This window comes from Streptomyces sp. VTCC 41912, assembly GCF_045799175.1.
GTDB classification, from domain to species: Bacteria; Actinomycetota; Actinomycetes; order Streptomycetales; family Streptomycetaceae; genus Streptomyces; species Streptomyces albulus_C.
The window spans coordinates 62,280-85,162 of sequence record NZ_JBJMAB010000013.1; the positions used below are offsets into that span (position 1 = coordinate 62,280).

Annotated in this window: 24 protein-coding genes; 12 read left to right on the top strand and 12 right to left on the bottom strand. The window is 74.6% G+C overall.

The window, feature by feature from the left end; all coding sequences use genetic code 11:
• Positions 1-29: 29 nt before the first annotated feature.
• Positions 30-1,154: a hypothetical protein gene (locus ACJ6WD_RS20120; RefSeq protein WP_407616279.1), complete on the bottom strand. Its 1,125-nt coding sequence runs from the start codon at positions 1,152-1,154 to the stop codon at positions 30-32.
• 239 nt (positions 1,155-1,393) lie between these two features.
• On the opposite strand from ACJ6WD_RS20120, the gene ACJ6WD_RS20125 reads away from it, so the two are divergent.
• Positions 1,394-2,008: a GPP34 family phosphoprotein gene (locus ACJ6WD_RS20125; protein WP_016574938.1), complete on the top strand. Its 615-nt coding sequence runs from the start codon at positions 1,394-1,396 to the stop codon at positions 2,006-2,008.
• A 52-nt stretch (positions 2,009-2,060) separates the two neighbouring features.
• On the opposite strand, the gene ACJ6WD_RS20130 is transcribed toward ACJ6WD_RS20125, so the two are convergent.
• Complete coding sequence (locus tag ACJ6WD_RS20130) at positions 2,061-2,525, bottom strand: SRPBCC family protein (protein WP_016574939.1); 465 nt, start codon at positions 2,523-2,525, stop codon at positions 2,061-2,063.
• 262 nt (positions 2,526-2,787) lie between these two features.
• Between ACJ6WD_RS20130 and ACJ6WD_RS20135 the strand changes: the two genes are divergently transcribed.
• Positions 2,788-3,579, top strand: a complete 792-nt coding sequence (locus ACJ6WD_RS20135) for an SDR family oxidoreductase (RefSeq protein WP_016574940.1) — start codon at positions 2,788-2,790, stop codon at positions 3,577-3,579.
• 69 nt (positions 3,580-3,648) lie between these two features.
• Here ACJ6WD_RS20135 and ACJ6WD_RS20140 read toward each other — a convergent pair whose 3' ends face one another.
• Both ACJ6WD_RS20140 and ACJ6WD_RS20145 read right to left on the bottom strand, forming a co-directional pair.
• Positions 3,649-4,623 (bottom strand): RimK family alpha-L-glutamate ligase, encoded by a 975-nt coding sequence (locus ACJ6WD_RS20140; RefSeq protein WP_407616280.1) that lies wholly within the window; start codon positions 4,621-4,623, stop codon positions 3,649-3,651.
• 193 nt (positions 4,624-4,816) lie between these two features.
• Entirely contained in the window at positions 4,817-5,131 is a 315-nt protein-coding gene (locus tag ACJ6WD_RS20145) for a helix-turn-helix transcriptional regulator (RefSeq protein ID WP_016574942.1), read from the bottom strand.
• 109 nt (positions 5,132-5,240) lie between these two features.
• Between ACJ6WD_RS20145 and ACJ6WD_RS20150 the strand changes: the two genes are divergently transcribed.
• A complete protein-coding gene (locus ACJ6WD_RS20150; protein ID WP_016574943.1) occupies positions 5,241-5,561 on the top strand; it encodes an NIPSNAP family protein in 321 nt (106 codons plus the stop codon).
• Between the two features lie 40 nt (positions 5,562-5,601).
• Here ACJ6WD_RS20150 and ACJ6WD_RS20155 read toward each other — a convergent pair whose 3' ends face one another.
• Positions 5,602-6,441 carry a helix-turn-helix transcriptional regulator gene (locus tag ACJ6WD_RS20155; protein ID WP_233657508.1) on the bottom strand — a complete coding sequence of 280 codons (840 nt, stop codon included), beginning with the start codon at positions 6,439-6,441 and terminating at the stop codon, positions 5,602-5,604.
• Between the two features lie 102 nt (positions 6,442-6,543).
• Between ACJ6WD_RS20155 and ACJ6WD_RS20160 the strand changes: the two genes are divergently transcribed.
• Positions 6,544-7,251: an SDR family NAD(P)-dependent oxidoreductase gene (locus tag ACJ6WD_RS20160; protein WP_407616281.1), complete on the top strand. Its 708-nt coding sequence runs from the start codon at positions 6,544-6,546 to the stop codon at positions 7,249-7,251.
• On the opposite strand, the gene ACJ6WD_RS20165 is transcribed toward ACJ6WD_RS20160, so the two are convergent.
• Positions 7,229-8,641 (bottom strand): M64 family metallopeptidase, encoded by a 1,413-nt coding sequence (locus ACJ6WD_RS20165; protein WP_407616282.1) that lies wholly within the window; start codon positions 8,639-8,641, stop codon positions 7,229-7,231. The genes ACJ6WD_RS20160 and ACJ6WD_RS20165 overlap by 23 nt on opposite strands.
• A gap of 367 nt (positions 8,642-9,008) precedes the next feature.
• Here ACJ6WD_RS20165 and ACJ6WD_RS20170 point away from each other — a divergent pair, with 367 nt between their 5' ends.
• Positions 9,009-9,830 (top strand): N-acetyltransferase, encoded by an 822-nt coding sequence (locus ACJ6WD_RS20170; protein ID WP_407616283.1) that lies wholly within the window; start codon positions 9,009-9,011, stop codon positions 9,828-9,830.
• On the opposite strand, the gene ACJ6WD_RS20175 is transcribed toward ACJ6WD_RS20170, so the two are convergent.
• The gene (locus ACJ6WD_RS20175) at positions 9,808-11,178 is read right to left on the bottom strand and encodes a cytochrome P450 (RefSeq protein ID WP_407616284.1); all 1,371 of its coding nucleotides are present in this window, start codon (positions 11,176-11,178) and stop codon (positions 9,808-9,810) included. The genes ACJ6WD_RS20170 and ACJ6WD_RS20175 overlap by 23 nt on opposite strands.
• A gap of 205 nt (positions 11,179-11,383) precedes the next feature.
• On the opposite strand from ACJ6WD_RS20175, the gene ACJ6WD_RS20180 reads away from it, so the two are divergent.
• The gene (locus tag ACJ6WD_RS20180) at positions 11,384-11,854 is read left to right on the top strand and encodes a hypothetical protein (RefSeq protein ID WP_376558133.1); all 471 of its coding nucleotides are present in this window, start codon (positions 11,384-11,386) and stop codon (positions 11,852-11,854) included.
• Between the two features lie 191 nt (positions 11,855-12,045).
• On the opposite strand, the gene ACJ6WD_RS20185 is transcribed toward ACJ6WD_RS20180, so the two are convergent.
• Complete coding sequence (locus ACJ6WD_RS20185) at positions 12,046-12,222, bottom strand: hypothetical protein (protein ID WP_165479631.1); 177 nt, start codon at positions 12,220-12,222, stop codon at positions 12,046-12,048.
• Between the two features lie 572 nt (positions 12,223-12,794).
• Here ACJ6WD_RS20185 and ACJ6WD_RS20190 point away from each other — a divergent pair.
• The 3 genes from ACJ6WD_RS20190 (at position 12,795) to ACJ6WD_RS20200 (ending at position 16,293) form a co-directional block, all read left to right on the top strand.
• Complete coding sequence (locus tag ACJ6WD_RS20190; RefSeq protein WP_407616285.1) at positions 12,795-15,377, top strand: ATP-dependent Clp protease ATP-binding subunit; 2,583 nt, start codon at positions 12,795-12,797, stop codon at positions 15,375-15,377.
• A gap of 34 nt (positions 15,378-15,411) precedes the next feature.
• Positions 15,412-15,927, top strand: a complete 516-nt coding sequence (locus tag ACJ6WD_RS20195) for a DUF6328 family protein (RefSeq protein ID WP_233657587.1) — start codon at positions 15,412-15,414, stop codon at positions 15,925-15,927.
• Between the two features lie 129 nt (positions 15,928-16,056).
• The gene (locus ACJ6WD_RS20200) at positions 16,057-16,293 is read left to right on the top strand and encodes a hypothetical protein (RefSeq protein WP_037632079.1); all 237 of its coding nucleotides are present in this window, start codon (positions 16,057-16,059) and stop codon (positions 16,291-16,293) included.
• A 55-nt stretch (positions 16,294-16,348) separates the two neighbouring features.
• Here ACJ6WD_RS20200 and ACJ6WD_RS20205 read toward each other — a convergent pair whose 3' ends face one another.
• Complete coding sequence (locus ACJ6WD_RS20205) at positions 16,349-17,800, bottom strand: serine hydrolase domain-containing protein (RefSeq protein WP_407616286.1); 1,452 nt, start codon at positions 17,798-17,800, stop codon at positions 16,349-16,351.
• Between the two features lie 168 nt (positions 17,801-17,968).
• On the opposite strand from ACJ6WD_RS20205, the gene ACJ6WD_RS20210 reads away from it, so the two are divergent.
• The gene (locus ACJ6WD_RS20210; protein WP_016573665.1) at positions 17,969-18,721 is read left to right on the top strand and encodes a TetR/AcrR family transcriptional regulator; all 753 of its coding nucleotides are present in this window, start codon (positions 17,969-17,971) and stop codon (positions 18,719-18,721) included.
• An 88-nt stretch (positions 18,722-18,809) separates the two neighbouring features.
• On the opposite strand, the gene ACJ6WD_RS20215 is transcribed toward ACJ6WD_RS20210, so the two are convergent.
• From ACJ6WD_RS20215 to ACJ6WD_RS20225, 3 genes are all read right to left on the bottom strand, one after another.
• Positions 18,810-19,955: a hypothetical protein gene (locus ACJ6WD_RS20215; protein WP_407616287.1), complete on the bottom strand. Its 1,146-nt coding sequence runs from the start codon at positions 19,953-19,955 to the stop codon at positions 18,810-18,812.
• Between the two features lie 237 nt (positions 19,956-20,192).
• Positions 20,193-21,017 carry a VOC family protein gene (locus tag ACJ6WD_RS20220; RefSeq protein WP_233657518.1) on the bottom strand — a complete coding sequence of 275 codons (825 nt, stop codon included), beginning with the start codon at positions 21,015-21,017 and terminating at the stop codon, positions 20,193-20,195.
• Between the two features lie 10 nt (positions 21,018-21,027).
• Complete coding sequence (locus ACJ6WD_RS20225) at positions 21,028-21,198, bottom strand: hypothetical protein (protein ID WP_038517599.1); 171 nt, start codon at positions 21,196-21,198, stop codon at positions 21,028-21,030.
• A gap of 215 nt (positions 21,199-21,413) precedes the next feature.
• Here ACJ6WD_RS20225 and ACJ6WD_RS20230 point away from each other — a divergent pair, with 215 nt between their 5' ends.
• Both ACJ6WD_RS20230 and ACJ6WD_RS20235 read left to right on the top strand, forming a co-directional pair.
• Complete coding sequence (locus tag ACJ6WD_RS20230; protein WP_016578226.1) at positions 21,414-21,602, top strand: DUF6381 family protein; 189 nt, start codon at positions 21,414-21,416, stop codon at positions 21,600-21,602.
• Positions 21,603-21,756: 154 nt separating this feature from the next.
• Positions 21,757-22,827: a serine protease gene (locus ACJ6WD_RS20235; protein ID WP_331246356.1), complete on the top strand. Its 1,071-nt coding sequence runs from the start codon at positions 21,757-21,759 to the stop codon at positions 22,825-22,827.
• Positions 22,828-22,883: the final 56 nt, after the last annotated feature.

Below are 22,883 nucleotides of genomic sequence, written 5' to 3' on the forward strand. Positions count from 1 at the left end.
CGGGCCGACCACCCGCCCGCACCGCCGCCTCAGCGGCGGAGCAGGCGGGTGAAGTAGGCGGTGCGCTCCGGTCCGGCGTACCGCAGCAGCGCGCCCAGGCCGTCCGCCAACGGCAGCTGCCGCTGCGGCACGACGACGAGTTCCGCGCCGGTGCGCACCGCGGCCCCGAGCAGCGCGGCCCGGGCCGGTCCGCCGCGGAAGCCGAGCGCGCCGTAGGGCTCCAGGTCCGCGTCGGACGGGTCGGATGACGGGGCCTCGTCCGGCACCGGAAGCCGCTCCGGGAAGCCCAGCGGGACGTTGAGCAGCACGGTGCCCACCTGGGCCCGACGCAGTGCGGTCACGACGTCCGACAGGCCCTCGACGGCGCCGTGCCGACTGTTCCGGCGGGCCCGGAACATGTCGAGGCGGGCCCGGTCGGCGAGGCGCAGTTGCCCCTGGAACGCCGCGGCGAGGTCGTCCTCCATCAGGGCCCGGCCCTCGGGGACCGGGTGGCCGTTCCCGCTGCCGGTGACCAGGCGCTTGCGCCAGCGCACCGACAGGTGGTCGGCCAGCGCCTCGCGGGCCCAGGTGACCCCGCCGAGCACGATCGTCTCGGCGCCGGTCCGCCGGGCCAGGTCGACGATCCGGTCGGCGGCCGGCCCGGCGCCGTCGTGCCAGCGCCCGGCGGGGCCGCGCTCCCGGTGGCAGACGCCGGGCGCGACCGCACTGCTCGGCCACGTCCCGGCCTGGAACGCCAGCTCCAACTCGCCCGGCAGCGCGGCTTCCGGGCGCGGCCGGCCGTGCACGGTGGCGGCGACGTAGCGGATGTCCGGCGCGTGCTGCACCGCCAGCGGCAACAGGTCGGGCAGCGCGGTGTAGGCCGTCTCGTCGCGCGCCGGCGGCTCGGGCAGTTCCTCGGTCAGGACCACCCGCCCCCGACTGGCGACGATCGCCTGTCCGTGCCGGCCGGCGACCTCCCGGTCACGGCCCGCGACGGCGACGACCGCGGCCACGGTGGCGTCGTCGGCGCCCTGTTCCGCGAGTGCCACCCGGACCCGGCGTCGGCGGTGGGCCATCTCCCGGTCCGGCTGGGCGGTGTCCCGTGAGGTGTCGAGGTAGGCGCAGACGTACGGTCCCCCGCTCGCGTACACCGCATTCAGGAAGGCCAGTTCCACGGTGCCTCCACACTGTGCGACGTTCCCCCGTCCTCCGAGCGCACGCGTTCGGCGTGCCCTTCCCCCAGTACAGCCCGAAGGGCCCGGCGCCGCGCGCCGAGGTCGCTCCCCGGCGCGCACGATCCGCCCGGAACTGGTCTGCTGGAGGCTGAGGGCCGGCGCGCCCGACGTCCGAGTGCGCCGGGCGCGCCGGGGACGGCGCTCCCGGCGGACCCTCCCGAACGAGGCGGACCAGAGCCATGACCACATCACGGGACCTGATGATCACCGCGCTGGACGTGGCGCCCGGCCGCCCGGTGGAGCAGGGCGACCTGTCGCTCGCGCTCGCCGGGGCCGAGGTGATCGACCTCCTCGCCGCCGAGGCCGTCAGGTTGGACGACGACCGCATCGTGCCCGGCTACCGCCCCACCCACACCGATCCGCTGCTGGCCAGGGCCGCGGCGTCGCTGATCCGCGAGTCGCCGTACGAGTCGGTCGACGACTGGCTGTGGCGCCGGGGACGCGGCCTGTCCGCCGCCTACCTGGCGGCCCTCGAAACGGACGGGCTGGTCACTCGGCAGCCGCGCCGCGGGATGCGCTTCCGGGCCGGGAACGTCGTGCTGGCGGACTCCCCGGACCGGCGCGCCGCGGCCGACCGCTGGGCCTCGGACGAGCCCGTCCTGGCCTTCCTGGGGGCGGTCCTGGGACTCCGCGGCGCGGGCGGGAGCGGCGACACCACCTCACCGAGCGTGGACGACGACGGCGTGGACACCGTGCTCGCCGCGGTCCACGAAGCGCTGCTGCAGTTGGAGGCCCTGCGCCAACGCCGGGCCATCGAGCAGGCCGCCTTCGACAACATCTGGCGCGGCGACTGACGCGCCGGGGTCGGTCGCCGCGCGGGCGTGCGGCCGCACCGGCGCCGGCGGCTCACCCCGCGGCCTCGACCCAGCGCGCGAGGTTCGCCAACGCCGTGCGCGCACCGGCCTCGTTGGCGTCCGCCGGGACGGCGTCCGGGACGCCCGCGTGGACGAGGACGACGGTGGTGCCCGCGCCGGCGGGCACGAGCGTGGTGGTGAGCGTCATGGTGCCGGCGAAGCGCGGGTCGTCGGTGTCGAACCGCACCACCTCGACGACCTTCTCGAAGGGCACGAGTTCCACGAAGCGGCCGTGGTAGGTGTCGGTGCGGTCCGCGGACTTCCCGACGCCCGGCCGCCCGTCGTCGTAGGTGAGCGAGACCCGGAAGGCGCCGCCGACCCGGACGTCGAACTCGTGCACCCGGCCGGTCATGCCGTCCGGGACCCGCCAGTTGGCGACCGCCCGGGCGTCGAGCAGCGCCCGGTAGACGGCGGCGGGCGGGGCGCTGACGTAACGGGACACCTCTGTCGCGTACATGGGGCAACCCTAGGACCTGTCGCTTCCCGGTGGCTGCGGCGCCGCCCGGTACCACCGGCCGCGGGTCCTCAACCCCGTGGCGGGAGCCGGGTGCGGGCATCGAGGCGCACGCCCCGGGGCGTGCCGTGCTTCCGTACGCCCTGCCGTGGGTGCCGTCCGGCGAGGTACGTTCGTCGTTCGACCGACGCACTGTGTGCAGTGCTCCGGCCCGCACGACGGGCGCCGCGTCAGGACCGAAGTCCCGCGCGTGGGGAGACCTCCCTTGGCTGACCGACCCTATCCCTACCGATCCGCGCTGATCACCGGCGCCTCCAGTGGCATCGGCACGGCCATGGCACGGCAACTGGCGGCCCGGGGCGTCTCCCTGGTGCTCGTCGCGCGCCGGGAACCGCTCCTGCGGGACCTCGCCGAGGAGCTGCGGCACGCCCACGGCATCGAGGTGGAAGCGCTGCCGGCCGACCTCACCGACGCCAAGCAGACGGCGCGGGTGACCGCCCGCCTCACCGATCCGGACCGCCCGATCGAGCTCCTGGTCAACAACGCCGGTTCCGGCGGGTCCGGCGTCTTCGCCAACCTCCCGGTGGACCTCGAAGAGGCCACGGTCCAGCTGAACAACCAGGCCGTGGTGCGTCTGTCCAGGTCCGTGCTGTCCCGGATGCGGGCCGCTGGACACGGCGGCGTCCTCAACGTGTCGTCCCTGACCGGCGAGTTGCCGTCGCCGTCGCTCGCCACCTACGCCGCGACCAAGGCGTTCCTCACCCACTTCTCGGAGGACCTGGCCATCGAGAACCGCGGCTCCGGCGTCCACGTCACCGTGGTGCTGCCGGGGCTGACCAAGACCGACTACTTCGCCGCGAACGGCCTCGCCCCGGCCTGGGTGCCCGGGTTCTTCTGGCTGGAGGCGGACCAGGTCGCCGCCGCCGCGCTCAAGGCCGTCGCGGCCGGCACCCGGCGGTGCGTGCCCGGTGTGCCCTACAAGGCCGCGACGACGCTGCTCACGCTCACCCCCCGACCGCTGCGACGGGCCCTCGGACGCTACCTGTGGCACCGGTGACGCCGTCGGCCCCGGCCGCCCCGGGCCCCGGCCCCCGCGGGCGCCTGCGCGCGGGGGCCGGGCGGCGGGTCAGGACATCGCCCCGTTGCCGGGAACGGGCACGCGGCGTCCCTCGGCGGCGGGGGCACCCGCGCCGGCCAGGATCCGGTCGACGTACGCGGTGATCGCCGGGATGACCGTGGTCATGCGGGGGCGCCAGCCGGGCACGGCGTTGACCTCGCAGAGGGTGTGGCCGCCGTCGGCGGTGAAGAGCAGGTCGACCCCGGCGACGGACAGGCCGAGCGCCGCTGCCGCCCGCACCGCCAGGGCCTCGCCCTCCGGATAGCGGCCCAGGCAGAGTTCGGCGGTGGCGCCCTGGGCGAGGTTGGAGGCCAGCGCCCCGTCGCGGGAGCTGCGGATCTGGGCCGCCACCGGCTCGCCGTCGACGACGACCACGCGCAGGTCCCGGCCGTGGGAGGCGGCGACGTACTCCTGGAGGAGCAGCGGCACCTCTTGGGCGAGGCTGCCCGACAGCGCCCGCAGCAGCTCGGTGTCGGGGGCGAGGAAGACCGAGGAGCCGTTCCGGCCGTTGACGGGCTTGACCACGCATGGCGTCCGCACCTGCGGGCTGCGCACCACGCCGGCGAGCGGTGCGGTGGCGTACGAGAGGGTGTCGGGCACCGGGAGGCCGGCCGCGGCCAACTCCTGCAACTGCCAGAGCTTGTTGCCGCACCGGTGGTGGGCGGCGGCGGGGTTGATCAGCACCGCGCCGAGGCGTTCCAGGTGCCGGAGCAGGGTCAGTTCACGGTGCTCGGACATCGAGCCGGGCGTCTGCCGCACCAGGACGACCTTGGGCGGCGGCACGTCCTGACCGCCCAGCGTCTGCAACACCAACCGGCCGTCGCGGACGCCGAAGAGGAGTTCGTCGGAGTGCCAGACGGCGAACCGCGGGCCGTGGACCCGCTCCAGTGCCTGGCTGAGTGCGCGGGTCGCCCGCATCAGGGGCGCCGGGTGCTCCCGCGCCAACATCCAGACTTCGGCAGGCTCGACGATCGCCGACGGCATCCACGCTCCTCTTCCGCAACTGACCTGCGTCCGAGGGTAGCGGCGGCACGCGTCGCCGTGCACGTCATCGGCCCACCCGGAAGATCGGGAGCGGGGGCCGGTCCGCCGTCCGGCTCCTTCGGGCGGTTCCTGGTCGGCTCGGCGTGGCGGAGCGGGCGCGGGCTGGTTCCGGTGCATCGGGTGGGTTTCCCGATCAGCTTCGGGTCTCCTCGGTGTCGAGGCCGAGGACGGTCCGCAGCAGGCCGGGGAAGCGCGCGTCGAATTCCGGGCGCAGCGAGACCCAGCAGCGGGTGCCGTCCGGTCGGCTGTGGGTGATGCCGCCCTGCCGGAGCCTCTTCATGTGGTGGCTGAGCGTGGACTGGGCGACGCCGAGGTCGAAGTCGCCGGCGAGGTGTTCCCGGCCGTCGGTCAGCACCCGCACGACGGCGCGGCGGGTCGGGTCGGCCAGGGCCGCGAGGGCGTCGGACAGCGACACCGAGGAGAGCTGCGGATGGTCGAGGGAGCGCATGGCGCCAGTGTAGACAGTCCATCGATGTTCGACGAACATCGATGTATTGTGAAAGGCGACGGAGCCCCCGGGCTTCGCCCGAGACCGAACACGACGACAGGGGAACGTCATGATCGTCGACCACCGCGTCTACACCGTCCAACCGACCCGCGTCGCGGACTGGGTGGCGCTCTACCGGGAGAAGGGCTACCCGCTCCAGGCGCGGCACCTGGGCCGCTGCGTGGGCTGGTACGTCCCGGTGGAGGGCCGACTGGACCAGGTCGTCCACCTGTGGGCCTACGAGGACCAGGCCGACCGGGAGCGGCGCCGGGCCGCGCTCTACGCGGACCCGGAATGGCAGGCGTACCTCGCCGAGATGAAGCGGGAGGGCCTGCTGCTGAGCGCGGAGAACCGGATCCTCGCGCCGACCGACTTCTCCCCCGTTCCGTGACGCCGACGCCGCCGGGCACGACCCACGGCGCGACGGCCGGTCAGCCCACCAGCGACTGGGTGCCGAGAACGGTCAGCAGGGCGAGGCGTTCGGCGTCCTCGGTGCCGGGCTCGGCCGTGTAGAGCATGATCCGCAGGTCACTGCCCGCCACCGTGAGCACGTCGCAGTCCAACGTCACGGCGCCGACGTGCGGATGGTCGATGGTCTTGCGCGCGGCGTCGTGGTGGCCGACCGCACCGGAGTCCCACAGCTCGGCGAACCGGTCGCTGTCCGCCCGGAGTTCCGCGACCAGGCGCCGCAGGGTCCGGTCGGACGGATAGCGGGCGGCCGCCGCGCGCAGGTCGCCGACGAGCGCCGCCTCGAAGGCGCGCCGGGATTCCGGAGTGTGCCGGGCCCGGGTGCCCGGACCGAGGAAGTGCCGCCACACGCCGTTGCGTTGGTGTCCGCGCCACCCGGAGGGGTCGCCCATCAGGGCCGCGTAGGGCGGGTTGGCCACCAGCAGCGTCCACGTCGCGTCGTAGACCGCGACGGGCGTCCCGGTGAGCCGGTCCAGCAGCCGCCGCACGCCGGGGGTGAGGTGGGTGGGGACCGCCTCCGGGCCCGGGGGTGCCAGTCCGGCCAGCCGGAACAGGTGCCCGCGTTCGGCCTCGGACAGCCGCAGGGCCCTGGCGAGGGCTTCGACGACCTGGGTGGACGGGTGGGCGGCCCGGCCCTGTTCGAGCCGGGTGACGTAGTCGACCGAGATCCCGGCGAGCAGCGCCAGTTCCTCCCGGCGCAGACCGGCCGCGCGGCGGTGGCCGCCGGCGGGCAGGCCGGCCGTACCGGGCGGGATGCGGTCGCGCCAGCGGCGCACCGCCCGTCCGAACTCCGCCGTCGCCATGCCCACCATTGTGCCCGGTCGCGCACCCGCCTTCCTGGTACTGCCGGTCCCAGGAAGGCGGGACGGCTGGCTGCCCGCACGGCCCGGGAGGAGTCTGAGGGCATGACGACAACACTGATCACCGGAGCGAACAAGGGTCTCGGGTTCGAGACCGCCCGGCGGCTGGTCGCCGCCGGGCACACCGTCTACGTGGGCAGCCGGGACGCCGAGCGCGGACGCCTGGCCGCCGAGCGACTGGGGGCCCGGACGGTCCTCCTGGACGTGACCGACGATGCGTCCGTCGCCGCCGCGGCGCGGACCGTGGCGGCGGACGGCGGACTGGACGTACTGATCAACAACGCCGGCGTCGAAGGGCGGACCGGGGACGCCGGCGTGATCGGGGCCGCGGACGCGACCGCCGACGCGGTGCGGTGGGTGTTCGAGACGAACGTCTTCGGCGTGGTGCGGGTCAGCCATGCGTTCCTGCCGCTGCTGCAACGGTCGGCCGCGCCGGTCGTGGTCAACGTCAGCAGCGGCCTGGCCTCGCTCTCCCACGTCAGCGATCCGGACTCCCCCGCCTACGGGTACCCGGGGGTCGCCTATCCGGCGTCGAAGGCCGCGGTCAACATGCTCACCGTGCAGTACGCGAAGGCGTTCCCGAACATCCGGATCAACGCCGTGGAGCCCGGCTACACCGCCACCGACCTGAACGCGCACACGGGTACCCAGACCGTCGAGGAGGGCGCCGAGATCATCGTCCGGATGGCGCAGGTGGGCTCGGACGGACCCACCGGCGGCTACTTCGACGTCAGCGGTCCCCTTCCGTGGTGACCGCGCTCCGCACCGGTGCGGCGTCCGGGCGCGCCACGACCGGGGCGCGGCGGTCCGCGGCGGAGCCGGCGCCGCGCCGCACCGTCCAACCGGTGGAGCCGGTCAGCGCGGCGCGCAGGGCGGGGTCGCGCACGGCGGTGGTGCCGTCGGTGACGGTCGCCGTCAGACGGTGGTCGCCGCGGCCCAGCGCCACCTCGCGGAGCGCCACCCGGTCGCGGTTGCGTTGGCCGGGCAGTTCGCGCCCGTCGAGGTACCACCGCACGGTCAGCGGGCCGTGGCCGGCGTCGGGCGTGCGGGGCAGGGCGAGCCGGGCCGTGGTCTGCCAGGTGCGGGAGCGGTCGGCCGGCGCTGCGGGGGTGGCGTGCCGGTAGAACCCGGCGACCATGGCCTCCGCGCCCGGCAGGTTGAACGGCTTGCCGAGGGTGCGCATCAGGGAGTCCTCGGTGGGGCGGAAGAGCCCCTTGACGTAGTAGTTGCCGCCCTCGTACGCGCCGACGGCGCCCCCGTCCGGCGAGGTCTCGCCGAGCCAGCGGTACCACTTGGTGCGGGCGCCGCCCATGGCCGCCGCGTCCAGCACCGACGAGTTGGCCTCGGGCTTCTCGGGGCCGCTGTACTGCTCGTACTCGGGGACGCCCGGGTAGGCGTACTCGTCGGCGAGCTTGCCGAGGGAGTGCCCGGTCTCGTGGACGGCGACCTGGCTGGAGTCCCGGTCGTGCGCGGAGGCGGTGGCGATCCCCTCGTAGCCGAGGGTGGGACTGGCCTCGTTGTAGCCGGCGCCGCCGTACTTGCTGCTGTTGGCGAGCACCAGCACCAGATCGGCCTGCGGTGCCTTGGCCACGTAGGCGTCCACCTTCTGCTGGTCGATGCAGAGCAGGCGTTCGGTGCCGTCGCACCAGAAGTGCGCGCCGAGGGCGGTGTTGCGGGTGACGTCCTTGCCGGGGTCGCCGCTGACCCCGCTCTCCGCGGAGACGGCGTCGACGGTCCAGACGTTGAAGAGCTTCTGGTAGGTGCGGTAGGGCTCCACGCCCAGGAAGTCGTTCCACTTCTCCTTGGCGTCGGTGTGGAACCGGTCCAACTCCCCGGCGGTGTAGCCGTCACCGATGACGACGACGTCGAGCCGGTCCTTGGTGTCGCCGTTGTCGATCACCTTCGTGACCCGGCCGTCGGCGCCGCCCGCGAGCGCCTTCGGGGCGGTGCCCGGGGCGGTCGGGAAGGTCCGGGGGACGTTGCGGTAGCCGGCGCCCGCCGCACCGCCGGCGGGGCCGGGGACCTCCACCCGGACCCGGGGGTCGGGCGCGGCCCCGGCGGGGGCGGTCAGGCTCGCGAAGGCGAGCGCACAAGCCGCGGCGACGGCACCCAGCCGACCGCTGCGACGCATCGATATGTGCACGAAGTGCTCCTATGAGGTGGGGGGTTGGGTGCACCCGACCGGACGCGAGGCAACGATGGCACGGGAAACCCGTCCCGGGCCGGGGGGCCACGCGCGGGAGGGCCACCGTGTGAATCCGGCGGGCGGTTGTGAATGCGGAGCGCCCGGTGGGCCCGGCCTGCGGGCGCCGGACGGACGGGGCGGGCACGGCGGGCGTCCCCGACCGGAATATTCACAGGCGTGGCCGGCGGCCGCCGGACAAGGCCGAACCGCTCGGCCGCCGGCCGCACCGCGCTCGTGCCCATGGACCAACAGGCCGCCGGGCCAACGGACTCGCGGGACAAAAACCGCTGGCCCGTGGAGCCGCCCGCTGGCAGGGTCTCCGGTCATGACGGACGTCGACGCCCTCCGGATCAGCACGCTCGCCGAGCGGCCGGCGCTGCTCCCCCGGATCTACGAGATCGCGGAGACCTGGCCGGCCTTCGTCCCGCACGATCCGGTCGCGACCGCGTTCCTGGGCCGGGTGGCCGAGGACTTCCCCGCGCACTGCGTCGTGGCGACCGACGGCGACCGGGTCGTGGCCCGCGGGCTGAGCGTGCCGTTCGACGCCACGCTCGCCGGCCGCGAGGAGATGCCCGACCGCGGGTGGGACCAGGTGCTGACCTGGGCCTACCGCGATCGGGACCGGGGGCTCCCCGGCACTCCCGCGACGGCCGGCGCGCTGGAGGTCACGGTGGACACCGGGTACCTCCGGCGCGGGCTCTCCGCCCAGCTGCTGGGCGCGCTGCGGAGCGCCGCCGGCCAGCAGGGGCACGACGTCCTGTGGGCGCCCGTGCGGCCCACCGCCAAGCACCGCGAACCGCATGTACCGATGGCCGACTACGTCCGTCGGCGGCGTGCCGACGGGTTGCCGACCGACCCGTGGCTGCGGGTCCACGTCCGGGCCGGTGGGACGGTCGGGCGGATCGCTGCGGCGTCGATGACGGTCAGCGGCTCCCTGGACCAGTGGCGGGGGTGGACCGGCCTGCCCTTCGACCGGGACGGCCGGATCGACGTGCCGGGCGCCCTCGTCCCGGTGCACTGCGACACCGCGCACGACCACGCCGTCTACGTCGAACCGAACGTCTGGGTCCGGCACCGCACGGTGCGACCGGACACCGGAGCCCCCGCGCCGTGGTCGGCCGGAACTACCCGGCGGTCCGTGGGCTGACGAGCATGCGGATGTCGTCGGCGGCCCAGAGGACGAACCGTTCGACGGGGGTCACCTCGTGCCCCGCCACCGGGCGGAACCGGAACCGCTTGAGCAGCACCGCCAGCACCAACTCGGCCTCGACGACGGCCAGGGCGGCGCCCTCGCAGCTGCGCGGTCCGAACCCGAAGGGGACGTGGGCCAGTTTCGGACGGCCGGCCGCCGCCTCCGGGGTGAACCGCTCGGGCACGAACTTCTCGGGCTCCGGCCAGTGCTGGGGGTTCATGTGCACGGCCCAGAACGGGTAGAAGACTGTGGCCCCGGCCGGGATGAGGTAGTCGCCCACGGCCAGGTCCTCGGCCGTCTCCCGGGCGCCGTACGGGCCCGGCGGGTAGCGCCGCATCGCTTCCTTGAGGGTCATGCCGAGGTACGTCAGGCGCCGGAGGTCGGCGTACTCCGGCGCCGCCCGGTCGCCGAGCACCCGGTCCACCTCCTCGGTGACGCGGGCCGCCACCTCGGGGTGCCGCCCCAGCAGGTACAGCGTCCAGGAGACGGCGACCCCGGTCGTGTGGTGGGCCGCGAGCATGATCATCATGACCGTGTCGCGGATCCGCGCGGGCCGTTCGCCGGCCGCCACCAGCGCGCCGATCAGATCGCTCCGGTCGGTCCGGCCGGCACGGCGGTGGGCCGCGACGACCCGGTCGACGGTGGCCCGCAGTCGGGCGAGGGCCACCGCCGCCCGCTCGGCCCGTTCGGCGCGCTCCGCCGGCCCGACCGCGCCGGGCACCTCGTAGAGCCGTCCCAGGTGCTCGGTGAGCACCTCCTCGAACGCGGTGACGACGCCCTCCGGGTCCGTCACCTCACCGCCGAACGCGTACGCACAGATCATCCGCAGGGACAGCGCGGTGAGGTCCCGCTGCAACGCGACGGGCGTCCGGTCGGCCTGCTCGGCCCAACGGTCCGCGAGCGCCGTGGTCAGCGCGGTGAACTGCCCGAAGTGCCGCTCGTGGGACGGGCGTCCGGCCAGCACCGACAGCAGCAGGTGGCGCCAGGGCCCGTGTTCGGCGGCCGGCAGCACCTGGAGGTTGCCCGCCTCGCACAGCGGCTCCAAGAAGGCGAACGGTCGCACCGGCCGCTCGTCGAGGCCGGCCGTGGCCTCCAGCAGGACCGGGTCGGAGATCGACACCGCCAGCTCCGTTCCCGGCAGTTGGAAGCGCACGACCGGTCCGTACGCGTCGTGCAGCCGCAGCTGGTAGGCGTGCAGTCCGCCGGCCGCCGCGATGGCGCCGGCCCCGCCGTCCGCCCGTGGCTCGGGGCCGGGCAGGGCCCTGGCCGCCCCGCCCGTTTGACGGCCCGTTCCAGAGGTCACCCTCGACTCCCCTCGCAGCGGCGGTCGGCGACCGCCTCGTCGTCCGGGTCCGGAAAACCGGCGGACCCAGTGGACCACTGCCGCCCTGATCGTGCCCAGCCCCTCGGACCAACTCCCGCCCCACCGCGGGGACTCCGCGCGCGACGGGGGCTACGAGGACGACGGCTCCGGGACCGCCGTCGGCCGGCTGGTCTAGGTTGGTCCGATGCGGGGTGGGAAACGGGCTGGACGGGCGGGTGACGTGCGGGCGCGGTGGCGGGCGCTCCCGCGGTGGGCGCGCTGGACCGGTGCGGTGTACGTGATCGGGTTCGCCGAGGGGACCGCCGCGCACTGGCTGGATCTGGCGCGCGGGGGCATCCACGTCTACGCGGCGTTCGCCACGGTCCCGTTGCAGGTGTTCTTCGTGGGCCTGGCGGTGCTGGATCCGCTGACGGTCGCGTGGGTGGGGCTGGTGCGTCCGGCGGGAATCCGGTGGGCGGCCGTCGTGATGGCGTTGGACGTCGCCGCGAACTGGTGCGTCAACTGGCCGCTGCTGATGGCGGATCCGACCTGGGTGTGGCGCCCGGTGGGGTTGCTCCCGATCACGCTCTTCGGGCTCTTCGTGGTGGGGACGGCGGTTCCGCTGCTCAGGGCCGTGGGCGCGGTGCGGGGGCGGCTCGACTGCGCGTCCCGGTGACGGGCGTTCGCGGTGACCAATCGGGTGGCGCGGCGTTGGTCCTGGAAACCGGCCGGTCCCGGAGGCCGGTGGGTGGGGTCGGGGGCGCGCGTCGCCGTGGTTGGGCCCGGCGTGCGTCCCCGACGGACGTCAGGTGCGGCGGGCCGCATCGTGTCCGCGGACGCCGAGGGCCCCCGCGGACAACCCGTCCCTCAGGCGTCGGTGGTCGCCGGCGCCCGCAGGCCGCCCGCGATCCGCTGCCACTTCGCGAAGACCGCCAGCAGTTCGTCGGCCGGTGCCCGATCCAGTTCGGCGTCGAACCGCCGGGCGAGGGACGGGCTGGCTAGCGCCTCACGAATACGCTCGATGGTCCATGGCACGGTGCTCATACCTTCCTCCCGGTCCCGCAGGGTGAAGCTGTCCAAGATAGCGGTCCGGGCGGCTCCTTGAACGCCCTGCCGTCCGCCGCAACCCGAAGAGGGGCACCGCGGTGGAACGGCCGGGGCGGCTGCGGGCGGACGCCGCGCGCTGCGAGCCGGTCCGGACGGGCGGCGGACGTCCCGAGGCACGCGGGTCCCGCACCGGGTCGCCGCGGCGCCCCCGGGGACGTCCCGCCGAGGACCGGGACGCGCCGGGTTGCGGGCCGGTGCGGAACGGGTCCGGGCGGCCGGTCCCCGGCAGGTGCGGGTCGGCCGGGGACGGCCGCGGGACCGCCATTCGGGGGAGGAGGTGCGCCGGGGGCCCGCTCCCGCGGCCGCCGGGGCGTCGGCCACGGGAGCGGGCCCCCGGGCACCCGGCGGCGACGCGCCGGAGTGCGAACGGCACCGGTGGCGTCGATCCTGAAGCCAGGAGTCGCACGTCGCGGCGACCACGCAGCGGACGACAGCACAGGGAACGAGCACTACGCACCCGCACACAGGCAGCGTGTCGCGGCACCGTCGTGACAGCGGAACGGACGCACATGGGCAACGGATTCATGGGTCCGGAGGGTTACGGCCCGGACTCGTTTGGTGACTTTCTCGCCCGGTTCTTCGGGCGTTCCGCGCAGTCGCCGGGTGAGGAGGGCGGCTCCCCGATGCCGCGGCAGGCCGACATCGCCCGGCTGATGAGCGGGCCGGCCCGGGACCTGGTGACCTCCGCAGCCGCGTACGCCGCCGAACACGGCAGCCCCGAGCTGGGCACCGAGCACCTGCTGCGGGCGGCACTCAGCACGGAGCCGACCCGGAGTCTGATGCAGCAGTCGGGGGCCGACCCGGACGCGCTGGCCGCCGAGATCGACCGCAACGCGGGGTCCGGGCCGCTCCAGAAGAGCGTCGCGGTGACCCCGGCGGTCAAACGGGCGCTGCTGGGGGCGCACGAGCTGGCACGCGGCACGGGGGCGTCGTACATCGGGCCGGAGCACGTGCTCGAAGCGCTGGCCGCCAATCCGGATTCGGCGGCCGGGCGGATCCTGCACCTCGCCCACTTCGACCCGCAGGCGGCGGCCACCGGGCCCGGCGGCGTGGGGCCGCACCAGCCGTCCGGATCGAGCGCCGAGCACGGTGCGGTGCCGCACCACGACACCCCGACGCTGGACAAGTACAGCCGGGACCTGACGGACCTGGCCCGGGCCGGCCGGATCGATCCGGTCATCGGGCGGGAGGAGCAGATCGAGCAGACCATCGAGGTGCTGTCGCGGCGCGGCAAGAACAACCCGGTGCTGGTCGGCGACGCGGGCGTGGGGAAGACCGCGATCGTGGAGGGGCTGGCGCAACGGCTCGCCGACGGGGAGGTCCCCGACACGTTGGCCGGCCGGCGGATCGTGGCGCTGGACCTGACCGCGGTGGTGGCCGGGACGCGGTACCGCGGCGACTTCGAGGAGCGGATGAACAACATCATCGAGGAGGTCCGGGCGCACTCGGACGCACTGATCGTCTTCATCGACGAGCTGCACACCGTGGTGGGGGCCGGCGGCGGCACCGGCGACGGCGGCGCCCTGGAGGCCAGCAACATGCTCAAACCGGCGCTGGCGCGCGGGGAGTTGCACGTCATCGGGGCCAGCACGCTGGAGGAGTACCGGCGGTACATCGAGAAGGACGCCGCGCTGGCCCGGCGCTTCCAGCCGATCCTGGTGCCGGAGCCGACGGTGCCCGACACGGTGCAGATCCTGCGCGGGTTGCAGGACCGCTACGAGGCGCACCACCAGGTGCGGTACACCCACGAGGCGGTGCTGGCGGCCGTGGAGCTGTCGGACCGGTACGTCACCGACCGGTTCCTGCCGGACAAGGCGATCGACCTGCTCGACCAGGCGGGCGCCCGGGTCCGGCTGCGGTCGGCGACGAAGACGCCCAGCGTGCGCGACATGGAGCGCGAGGTGGAGCAGCTGGTCCGGGACAAGGACCAGGCGGTCCACTCCGAGCAGTACGAGCGGGCGACCGAGCTGCGGGACCGGATCGCCGCGCTCACCGAGCGGATCCGCACCGTCCAGGACACCCAGGACGAGCGGCCGGTGGGCGGCGACGGGCGGATCGTGGAGGTCACCGCCGAGGACGTCGCGGAGATCGTGTCGCGGCAGACCGGGGTGCCGGTCAGCAGCCTGACGGAGGAGGAGAAGGACCGGTTGCTGGGGCTGGAGGGACGCCTCAAGGACCGGGTGATCGGGCAGCAGGACGCGGTGGCGGCGGTGTCGGAGGCGGTGCTGCGCTCGCGGGCGGGGCTGGCCGACCCGAACCGGCCGATCGGCAGCTTCCTCTTCCTCGGCCCGACCGGGGTGGGCAAGACCGAACTGGCGCGGGCCCTGGCCGAGGCGCTGTTCGGCAGCGAGGACCGGATGGTGCGGCTCGACATGAGCGAGTACCAGGAGCGGCACACGGTCAGCCGGTTGATCGGCGCCCCGCCCGGATACGTGGGCCATGAGGACGCGGGCCAACTCACCGAGGCGGTCCGGCACCACCCGTACTCGCTGCTGTTGCTGGACGAGGTGGAGAAGGCGCACCCGGACGTCTTCAACATGCTGCTGCAGGTCCTGGACGACGGGCATCTGACGGACTCTCAGGGACGTACGGTCGACTTCAAGAACACCGTGATCGTGATGACCAGCAACCTCGGTTCGGAGGCGCTCAGCGGCGGGCGGGGCGTGCTCGGCTTCGGCTCGGCGGAGACGGGCGCGGACGACGGTGCACGGGAGCGGGCGCTGGGCGCGCTGCGCGCGCACTTCCGGCCCGAGTTCCTCAACCGGCTCGACGAGATCATCGTCTTCCGCCAGCTGACCGACGAGCAGCTGCACCAGATCACCGGCCTGCTCCTGGAGGGCACCGCCCAGCGGCTGCACGCCCAGGGCATCGCCGTGGACTTCTCCCCCGCCGCCGTGGACTGGCTCACCCGCCGCGGCCACCAACCCGAGTACGGGGCCCGGCCGCTGCGCCGCACCATCCAGCGCGAGATCGACAACCGGCTGTCGCGGATGCTGCTCGACGGGGCGCTGTCCGCCGGCGACCGGGTGCGGGTGGACGTCACGGACGGCGAGCTGGCCTTCCAGGCCAGCCCGGCGGAGCGAACGGTGTGAGCGCCACCGCCGCGGCGGACGCGGAGGAGTCGCGCTGAACGGTCGACGTCAGGACGCGAGCGGTCCCGAGCCGGACCGGGGGCGGGGCCGCAGCGAGACGCCGGAGCAGCGCGCCGACCGTCGGTGGAGCGAGCTGCTCCAGGAGGTGCGGGTCATTCAGACCGGCGTGCAGATCCTGTTCGGCTTCCTGCTCACCGTCGTCTTCACCCCGCGGTTCGCCGTGCTCGACGCGACGGACCGGACCATCTACGTGACCACCGTCCTCCTGGGCGCGGCGACCACCGGTGCGCTGGTGGGGACGGTGACCTTCCACCGGTTGGTGACCGGCCACCGCCTGAAGCCGCAGACCGTGCTGTGGGCGTCGCGGTTGGCGCTGGTCGGGGTGGTGCTGCTGCTCGGCACGGTCGCCTCGGCGCTGCTGCTGATCCTGCGGCTGGCGCTGAACGAGAGCGCCGCGCCGTGGGTGGTGGCGGGCCTGGTCCTGTGGTTCGTGGTGTGTTGGTTCGTGCTGCCCGCATGGGTGCTGCACCGCTACTCGTCGTCGGAATGAGGCCCGTGCGGGGCCCCTGCGGGCCACCGGGGGCGGTGCGACGATGGAGGAGGGGTGCGGCACGCCGGTGGCCGGCGGCGGCTCCGCGGTCCCGGCGCCTTCGACGGAGCCGCGGAACGGAGGACCGCCATGACCGTCTGCGAGGTCTGCGGGAACGACTACGCGCGAGGGTTCGACGTGCACATCGACGGCGCGGTGCACTCCTTCGACTGCGTGGAGTGCGCCGCGCACCTGCTCGCGCCGACCTGCGAGAACTGCCGGTGCCGGATCCTCGGGCACGGGCTGGAGGCGGGCGGCCGCTTCTTCTGCTGCGCGCACTGCGCACGGACCCGGGGCGTCCGCGAGCTGGCCGACAGCGTGGCGTGAGGTCCGCCGGGTCCGGACGGTCGCCGCCCGGACCCGGCATCCCGTCCCGGGCGGGTCACCCGGCCTTGGCCGTGGCCCGCACGCCGAAGTGCACGTAGCGGGAGCCGTCCGCGAGGGCGTAGAAGACCACCGGTATCCACCCGTCGTCGGCATTGCGGCGGCCGGCGAAGACGGTCTTCGCCGGAGTGTCCGAGACGGGGACGAGGTTCCAGTGGAGCGGGTCGAAGGTGCCCGCCAGGCCGTCGGCGCCCTCGTATGTCAGCCGGAGCACGCCTTCGCCGTCGGGGCGGTCGGTGACGGTCATGAGGAACCCCTCGCGGGGGTAGCTGCCGGTGAACGGCCGCGGGTCGACGGTCGGTTGCTGCTCCGGCGGGGCGAACTCCGGCACGGCCAGCCCGGCGAGCTCGGCGGTCAGCTCGCGGCAGAGCGCGTCGAAGACCTTGGGCGCGGCCGCCCCTCCGTTGGTCAGCAGGGCGATCGCCAGGCCCTTCTCGGGGAGCGCGCGCACATAGGCCAGTTGCCCGAAGGTGCTGCCGTCATGGCCGAAGCCGCGGACGCCGTCCCACTCGAACAGGCCCCAGCCCAGGCCCCAGTGCGCGCCGAGGAACCACTGGTCGGGCATCTCGACCTCGCGCGTCAGCATGGCCTCGACGGCCTCGGTCGAGAGCACCCGCGTGCCGTCCGGTGCGGTGCCGCCGTCGAGGAAGAGCCGGGCGAAGCGGGCCACGTCGGCGGCGGTGGCGCTGATCCCCCCGTACGGGCCGGCCGAGCGGGGCAGCATGTCCCACCGCGGGGTCGGCACCGGGTCCTCGCCCGGTTCGCCCATGTGCCCCATGGCGGCGCGGAAGCGCAGTACCTCCTCGGGCAGGGTCATGGTGTGCGTCAGCCCGAGGGGGGTGCAGATCATGTCCTTCAGCGCGTCGTCGAAGGTGCTGCCGGTGAGCACCTCCACGATGCGGCCCAGGACGTTGTAGCCGGTGCTGGAGTAGGACATGGTGGCGCCGGGCGGGTTGGTCATCCCCACGGTCCGGGCGCTCGCCACGTAGCGGGCGAGGCAGTCGTCGCCCCGGCCGGTGTCGTTGACGTGGTCGCCTTGGATGCCGCTGGTGTGGTTGAGCAACTGCCGGACGGTGACCGTGCGGGTGACCTCCGGGTCGGCGACGGCGAACTCCGGCAGCACGTCGATCACGGGGGCGTCCAGGTCCAGTTTCCCGGCGTCCGCCAGCTGCATCACCAGTGCGGCGGTGTAGCCCTTGCTGACGGAGCCGATCTGGAAGACGGAGTCCGTGGTCGTCGGCACGCCGGTCTCGCGGTGCAGGATCCCGCTCGCCACCTCGTGGACCTCCCCGTCGACGAGGACGGCGAGGGCGGCACCGGGGACGCGGTGGCGCCGCAGCAGTGCGTCGAGGCGGGCCTGCCAGCGGACGCGGTCGAACGTCGCCGCGTCCGGCGTCGGCTCCCCGGCCTCCGTGCGCGCGGCCCCCTCGCGGCCCAGGTTCTCGTTCATGGTCTCTCCCCCACTGTGACGTCGGTGTGCCGGCGGTGCGGTGACGATGCTCCACCCTTTCCGCACGCCGTGCGCTATGCCGAACACTGTACGGAGGCCGCACACTGTTCGCAAGCACGCACGGCGTACGGATCGGGCTACCCTGAGGCGGGAAGAGAGGAGCCGGTCATGGCGGCCAGCAAGGCCAACGACAAGCAGCCCATCGCGTCGGTGTGGACCCGGCCGGAACGGCGGAAGCGCGACCAGCCCGCACTGAGCCGGAGTCAGATCGTGGCGGAGGCCGTCCGCCTGCTCGACGAGGAGGGGATCGGCGCCCTGAGCCTGCGGCGTCTGGGGACCCGGCTGAACGCCGGGGCCACCTCGTTCTACTCCCACGTCGCCAACAAGGACGAGCTGATCGAACTGGTCGTGGACGAGGTCTACGGCGAAATCGTGGTGCCGGAGGCCGGCGCCCCCGCCGACTGGCGCGCCCACGCCGCCCGGTGCGCGGAGAGCCTGCGGGCCACCCTCCTCGCACACCCGTGGATGGCCTCGGTGCTCGGCGAGGTCGGGATGTCGCAGCTAGGGCCGAACGTGATGCGGGTCTCCGAGGGGATGCTGGGCCTCTTCCAGACCGCCGGACTGCCCGCGGACGAGGCCGACCTCGCGGTCTCCACCCTCACCGGGTACGTCATCGGGGTGAGCATCAGCGAGGCGTCCTGGCTGACCACGCTCGCCCGCAGCGGCCGCAGCGAGCAGGACTGGACGGCGGATCTGTGGCCGGCCGCGGAGGCCGCCGCCGCAGCCCACCCCGGGCTGCGCGAGCGGTACGCGGCGCTGCGCGGGACGGACCTGCGCACCGTCCGCGACGAGAAGTTCGCCTATGGGCTGGACCGCGTGCTGGACGGTCTGGCGGGCGCGGTCGGGAAGCGGGCCGGGTAGCCGGGGGCGCACCGGCCCGCCGTCGGCTCGGACCCACGATGCGGCGGCCGTCCCCCCCGGGGGGACGGCCGCCGCATCCGCGCGCCGCTCACACACCGGCCGTCGCGGGGCTCACCCGACGGGGCCGCAGCAGCAGCGCGGCGCCGGCCAGGCCGGCGCTGACGATCGCGAGCGCGACGGCCAACAGCTCCGGCCACGTAGAGGCGTTGCCCAGGCTGCTGCGCAGCGGCACCAGGACACCGGCACGGGACAGCGCGTGCAGGACGATCACGGTGACCGCGGCCGCGGCGCTGGCGATCCACACGGCGGACGTGTCGCGCACCGCCAGGAAGCCGGCCAGCAGCAGGTAGACCACGGCGATGGCCATGGAGAGGGCGTCCGACGCACCGCCCTGGGTCTCCGCCGCGCCGAGCGGGAGGTGGCTCAGCCCGCACAGGGCCAGTGCCGCGGCGGCCGGCCAGCGCAGGACGGACCGCAGCACGCCGCCGACCGCCGGCCCGTGCTGGGTGGGAGCCCCGTGCCCCGGCCAGCCGCCGTGCGGCGCGTTGGCGCCCGGCCAGGGGGCGCGCTGGGGCCGCGGCGGGGTGTCCTGCATCGCCGACTCGCCCCCGCCGGGGCCCTGGGCTGCGTAGCCGTGGTCGGAGCCCTGGGCTGCGTAGCCGTGGTCGGAGCCCTGGGCCCCGTAGCCGTGGTCGGAGCCCGGGTGGCCGTACGGGTCGGAGTACGGGTCGCCGTAGGGGTCCGCGTAGGGGTCGTTGTGGACCGGCAGGGACGTGGTGGCCATGCTCGCGGTGTCGGCGTGGCTGTCGTGGTACGGGTCGCCGTCCGAAGGTTCCGGGCTGGGAACCTGGCCGTCCTGGGCCCGGTCGAACAGCTTGATCAGCTGGGCGACCTCGTCGACGGAACGGCCCACGGCGGCCGCGCGCAGGGCCTCGTAGCTCGCCTCCGCGGTGTGCGGGGCCTCACCGAGCAGGGCGAGCAGCGGCCCGACCTCGCTCACCGGGCGGGTCATCGCCGCCACCCGCAACGCTTCGTCGCCGGGGTTGGGGTCGTCGCCGCTGCGCTTGAGCAGTTCCACGAGAGCGGCGACTTCCTCCACGGGTCTCGTGGTGGCGGCCGTCCACACGAGGGTGCGGAACGAGACGTTCTCCTGGCGGGTGGGCGGAACGTGTTCGCCGTGTTCCGTCGGGGACAGATCGGCTTGGCCCCCACGAGGAGCTGGTTCAGGTGACATGTAGCTACTCCACTGAACGGGGTGGGAGCGTCCGCACCGGAGGTGCCGGCGCTCATCGGGCGTGGTCATGGCGCGTTGTTACGTGCCGGTTGTGTCTGTTGTGGTTCAGCCAACGTCCCTCTTGGCCGCGCGCGCCAATGCAGGCGGGCCATCTGGTGGAGACACGCCGCGGGGCAGGGGAACGACCGGGCGTGTCGGCGGGGCGGGGCGGCCCCGCGCCGGGCCGTTCGCCGGGGGCTAGCGGACGCCCGGGGCGGCCTGCAAGGTGGCGACGGTGAAGAGCCCGCCCTGGGGATCGCGGATCACGGCCTCGCAGCCGCCGCCGTCGACCATCGGGGTCACCGGCAGCGCGAACCCGCCCGCGGCCACCGCGGCGGCGGTGACCTCCTCGATGTCGTGGACGGGGAAGTACACGTGCCAGCGGGGGCGGACGTGCGGGTCGGGGGCGGCTTCGACGGCGCCGCCGCGCAGCGCGGCCACGGTGTGCCCGCCCTCGTCGCGGACCATCACCTCGTCGTGCTCGTAGCTGATGTCGCAGCCGCCGGGCCGGTCGGGGGCCCAGCCGAAGACCTCGCCGTAGAAGATCGCCGACTCGAACGCGTCGCGGGTGCGCAGCTCCAGGCACATGGGTGCCCCGCCCTGCCCGACGGACCAGGAGAGCGTCTGGCCCTCCCAGAGTCCGAACACCGCACCGTCCCGGTCGGCGGCGAGGGCGCCGCGCCCCTTGCCCACTTCGAGGGGGCCGACGGCGAGCGTGGCACCGCGCTCGCGGATCCGGGCGGCGGTGTCGTTGGCGTTGTCCACGGCGAAGTACGGGGTCCAGGCGACGGGGACGTGCCGCTGGGACGTCAGCGTGCCGATCCCGGCGACCGGCTGGCCCGCGGCCAGGGCGATGGAACAGAATTCGGCCCCCAGGCTGCCGGGCCGGAACTGCCAGCCCAGGACCTTGCCGTAGAAGTCCTGTGCGCCCGCCACGTCGTGCGTCATCAGGCTCACCCAGCACGGTGCACCACCGATGGTCGCGGTGGTGTCGCGGGCTTTGCGGGCCTTGATGGCGGGCATCGGAGCGCCCCTACCGGGGGTGGCGGCGGCCCCGGGTGCCGCGCGGGCCCGACGGGCGGAGGAGGAAGCCGATCAGCGCGACGGCCGCCAGGGCGAGCACGACGAGCCAGAGCAGTTTCACGGCCAGGCCGGCGCCCGCGAGGAGCAGCACGAGGAGCAGGACGAGGAGCAGAGGGGCCATCGGGGATCCACCTCCGGACGGGCTGGTTCCCTACCTGGCCCCCATTATGCGCTTCCGCCGCCGGACCCTCTCCGGGCCGGCGGCGCAGCGCGACGCGCTTCGAGGTGCCGACCGCCGCGGGCCCTGTTTCGCTGGTAGCAGCGGCTCACCGGGCGGGCGGGTTCGACGCGCCACCGGGGACGCCGGGGATCGGCACGGGACGAGAAGGAACGGTCATGGGATCGGACGAGACACGCGAACGCCTTCAGCACATGCGCGAGAAGGCCCGGGAACTGGCCGACGCCGCGGAGCGCACCAGTGACCCCAAGGAACGGCAGCGGCTCCAGGAGAAGTCCCGCCGCCTGGAGAGCCGGAGCGAGCAGGAGAGCGCCATGCGGAGCGGCGACATCTACCCGTCGCAGTGAGCGGTCGCCCGGCGCGGTCCCGTCCCGGTGGGCACGGGACCCGCCGGGCCTCCTGTGTGCGCGACGGTGGAACCGGTCCGGGACGAGCGGTGCCGCGGGGCGGCCGGGCTCCCGGAGGGCTGACCGCGCCGCCGACGCGACGGAGGAGGACGAGATGGACCAGCCCAGCCGTTCACCGGTGGCGACCGGGCCCGAGCGGGTCTTCTCCGATCTGCGCGCGGTGGCGGCGCGGGTACGGGACCGGCTGTCCTGGGAGGAGCCCGAGTCCGCGGTGGCGCTGCCCGCCGAGGAGCGGGCGGCCGGGCGGATCGCCCAGTGCGCCCGGCAGGAGCGCACCCGGGTGCTGTTGGCCGGCGCCGGCGGCCTGGAGAAGCTCGCCCGGGGACGGGCCGACGACATCGGCGACGACGAGTCGTTCGGGATGGCGGCGCTGGTCCTGCTCGAAGGGCGCCCGGCGCTCCCCGTGCGGCGGCAGGACTTCGCCCCGCAGGAGGGTGACTGGGCGGTGCTGGAGGTCCACCGGGCGGCGATCCGGCAGTCACTGGTCCGGGTCGGCCGGGTGGAGGTCTCCGGGCACCTGAGTCTGGACTGGCTGGGGACGGGCTTCCTGGTCGGGCCGGAGACGGTGATGACCAACCGGCACGTGGCCGTGGAGTTCGCCCGCCGCGCGGGCGGGAGTTGGGTCTTCCGGCAGGGCCTGGGTGCCGCCCTCGACGTGGGCGAGGAGTGCGCGGGCGGTCCGGAGCCGCTCGACGGCGGTCCGTCGTACGAGGTCGTCGAGGTCCTGGGGATCCACGAGGAGGTCGATCTGGCCCTGTTGCGGATCGCCCCGTACCTCGGCGGCAGTGCGCTGCCCCCGCCCCTGGCGGTCGCCGCGGACGCGCCGCCGGACCTGCCGGGGCGGCCGGTGTACTGCGTCGGCTATCCGGCCTGGGACGGGCGCCGCAACGAACCGGAGCCCATGCGGCGGATCTTCCTGGACGTCTACGGCGTCAAGCGGCTCCAGCCGGGGACGGCGACCGGTCTGGCGGCGGACGGGAGCGTGCTGCGGCACGACTGCTCCACGTTGGGCGACACCAGCGGTGCGCCGGTCATCGACCTCGTCGACCACCGCGTGCTGGGGCTGCACTGCGGCGGTCGCTACGGGCGGGGCAACTACGCGGTGCCGCTGTGGCAGTTGGTGGAGGATCCGCTGTTGGTGCGGGGCGGGGTCAACTTCGTGTGAGCGCCGTCGACGGGCCGCCGGGACCGGGTGCGTCGCTGCGCGCCCGGTCCCGGCGG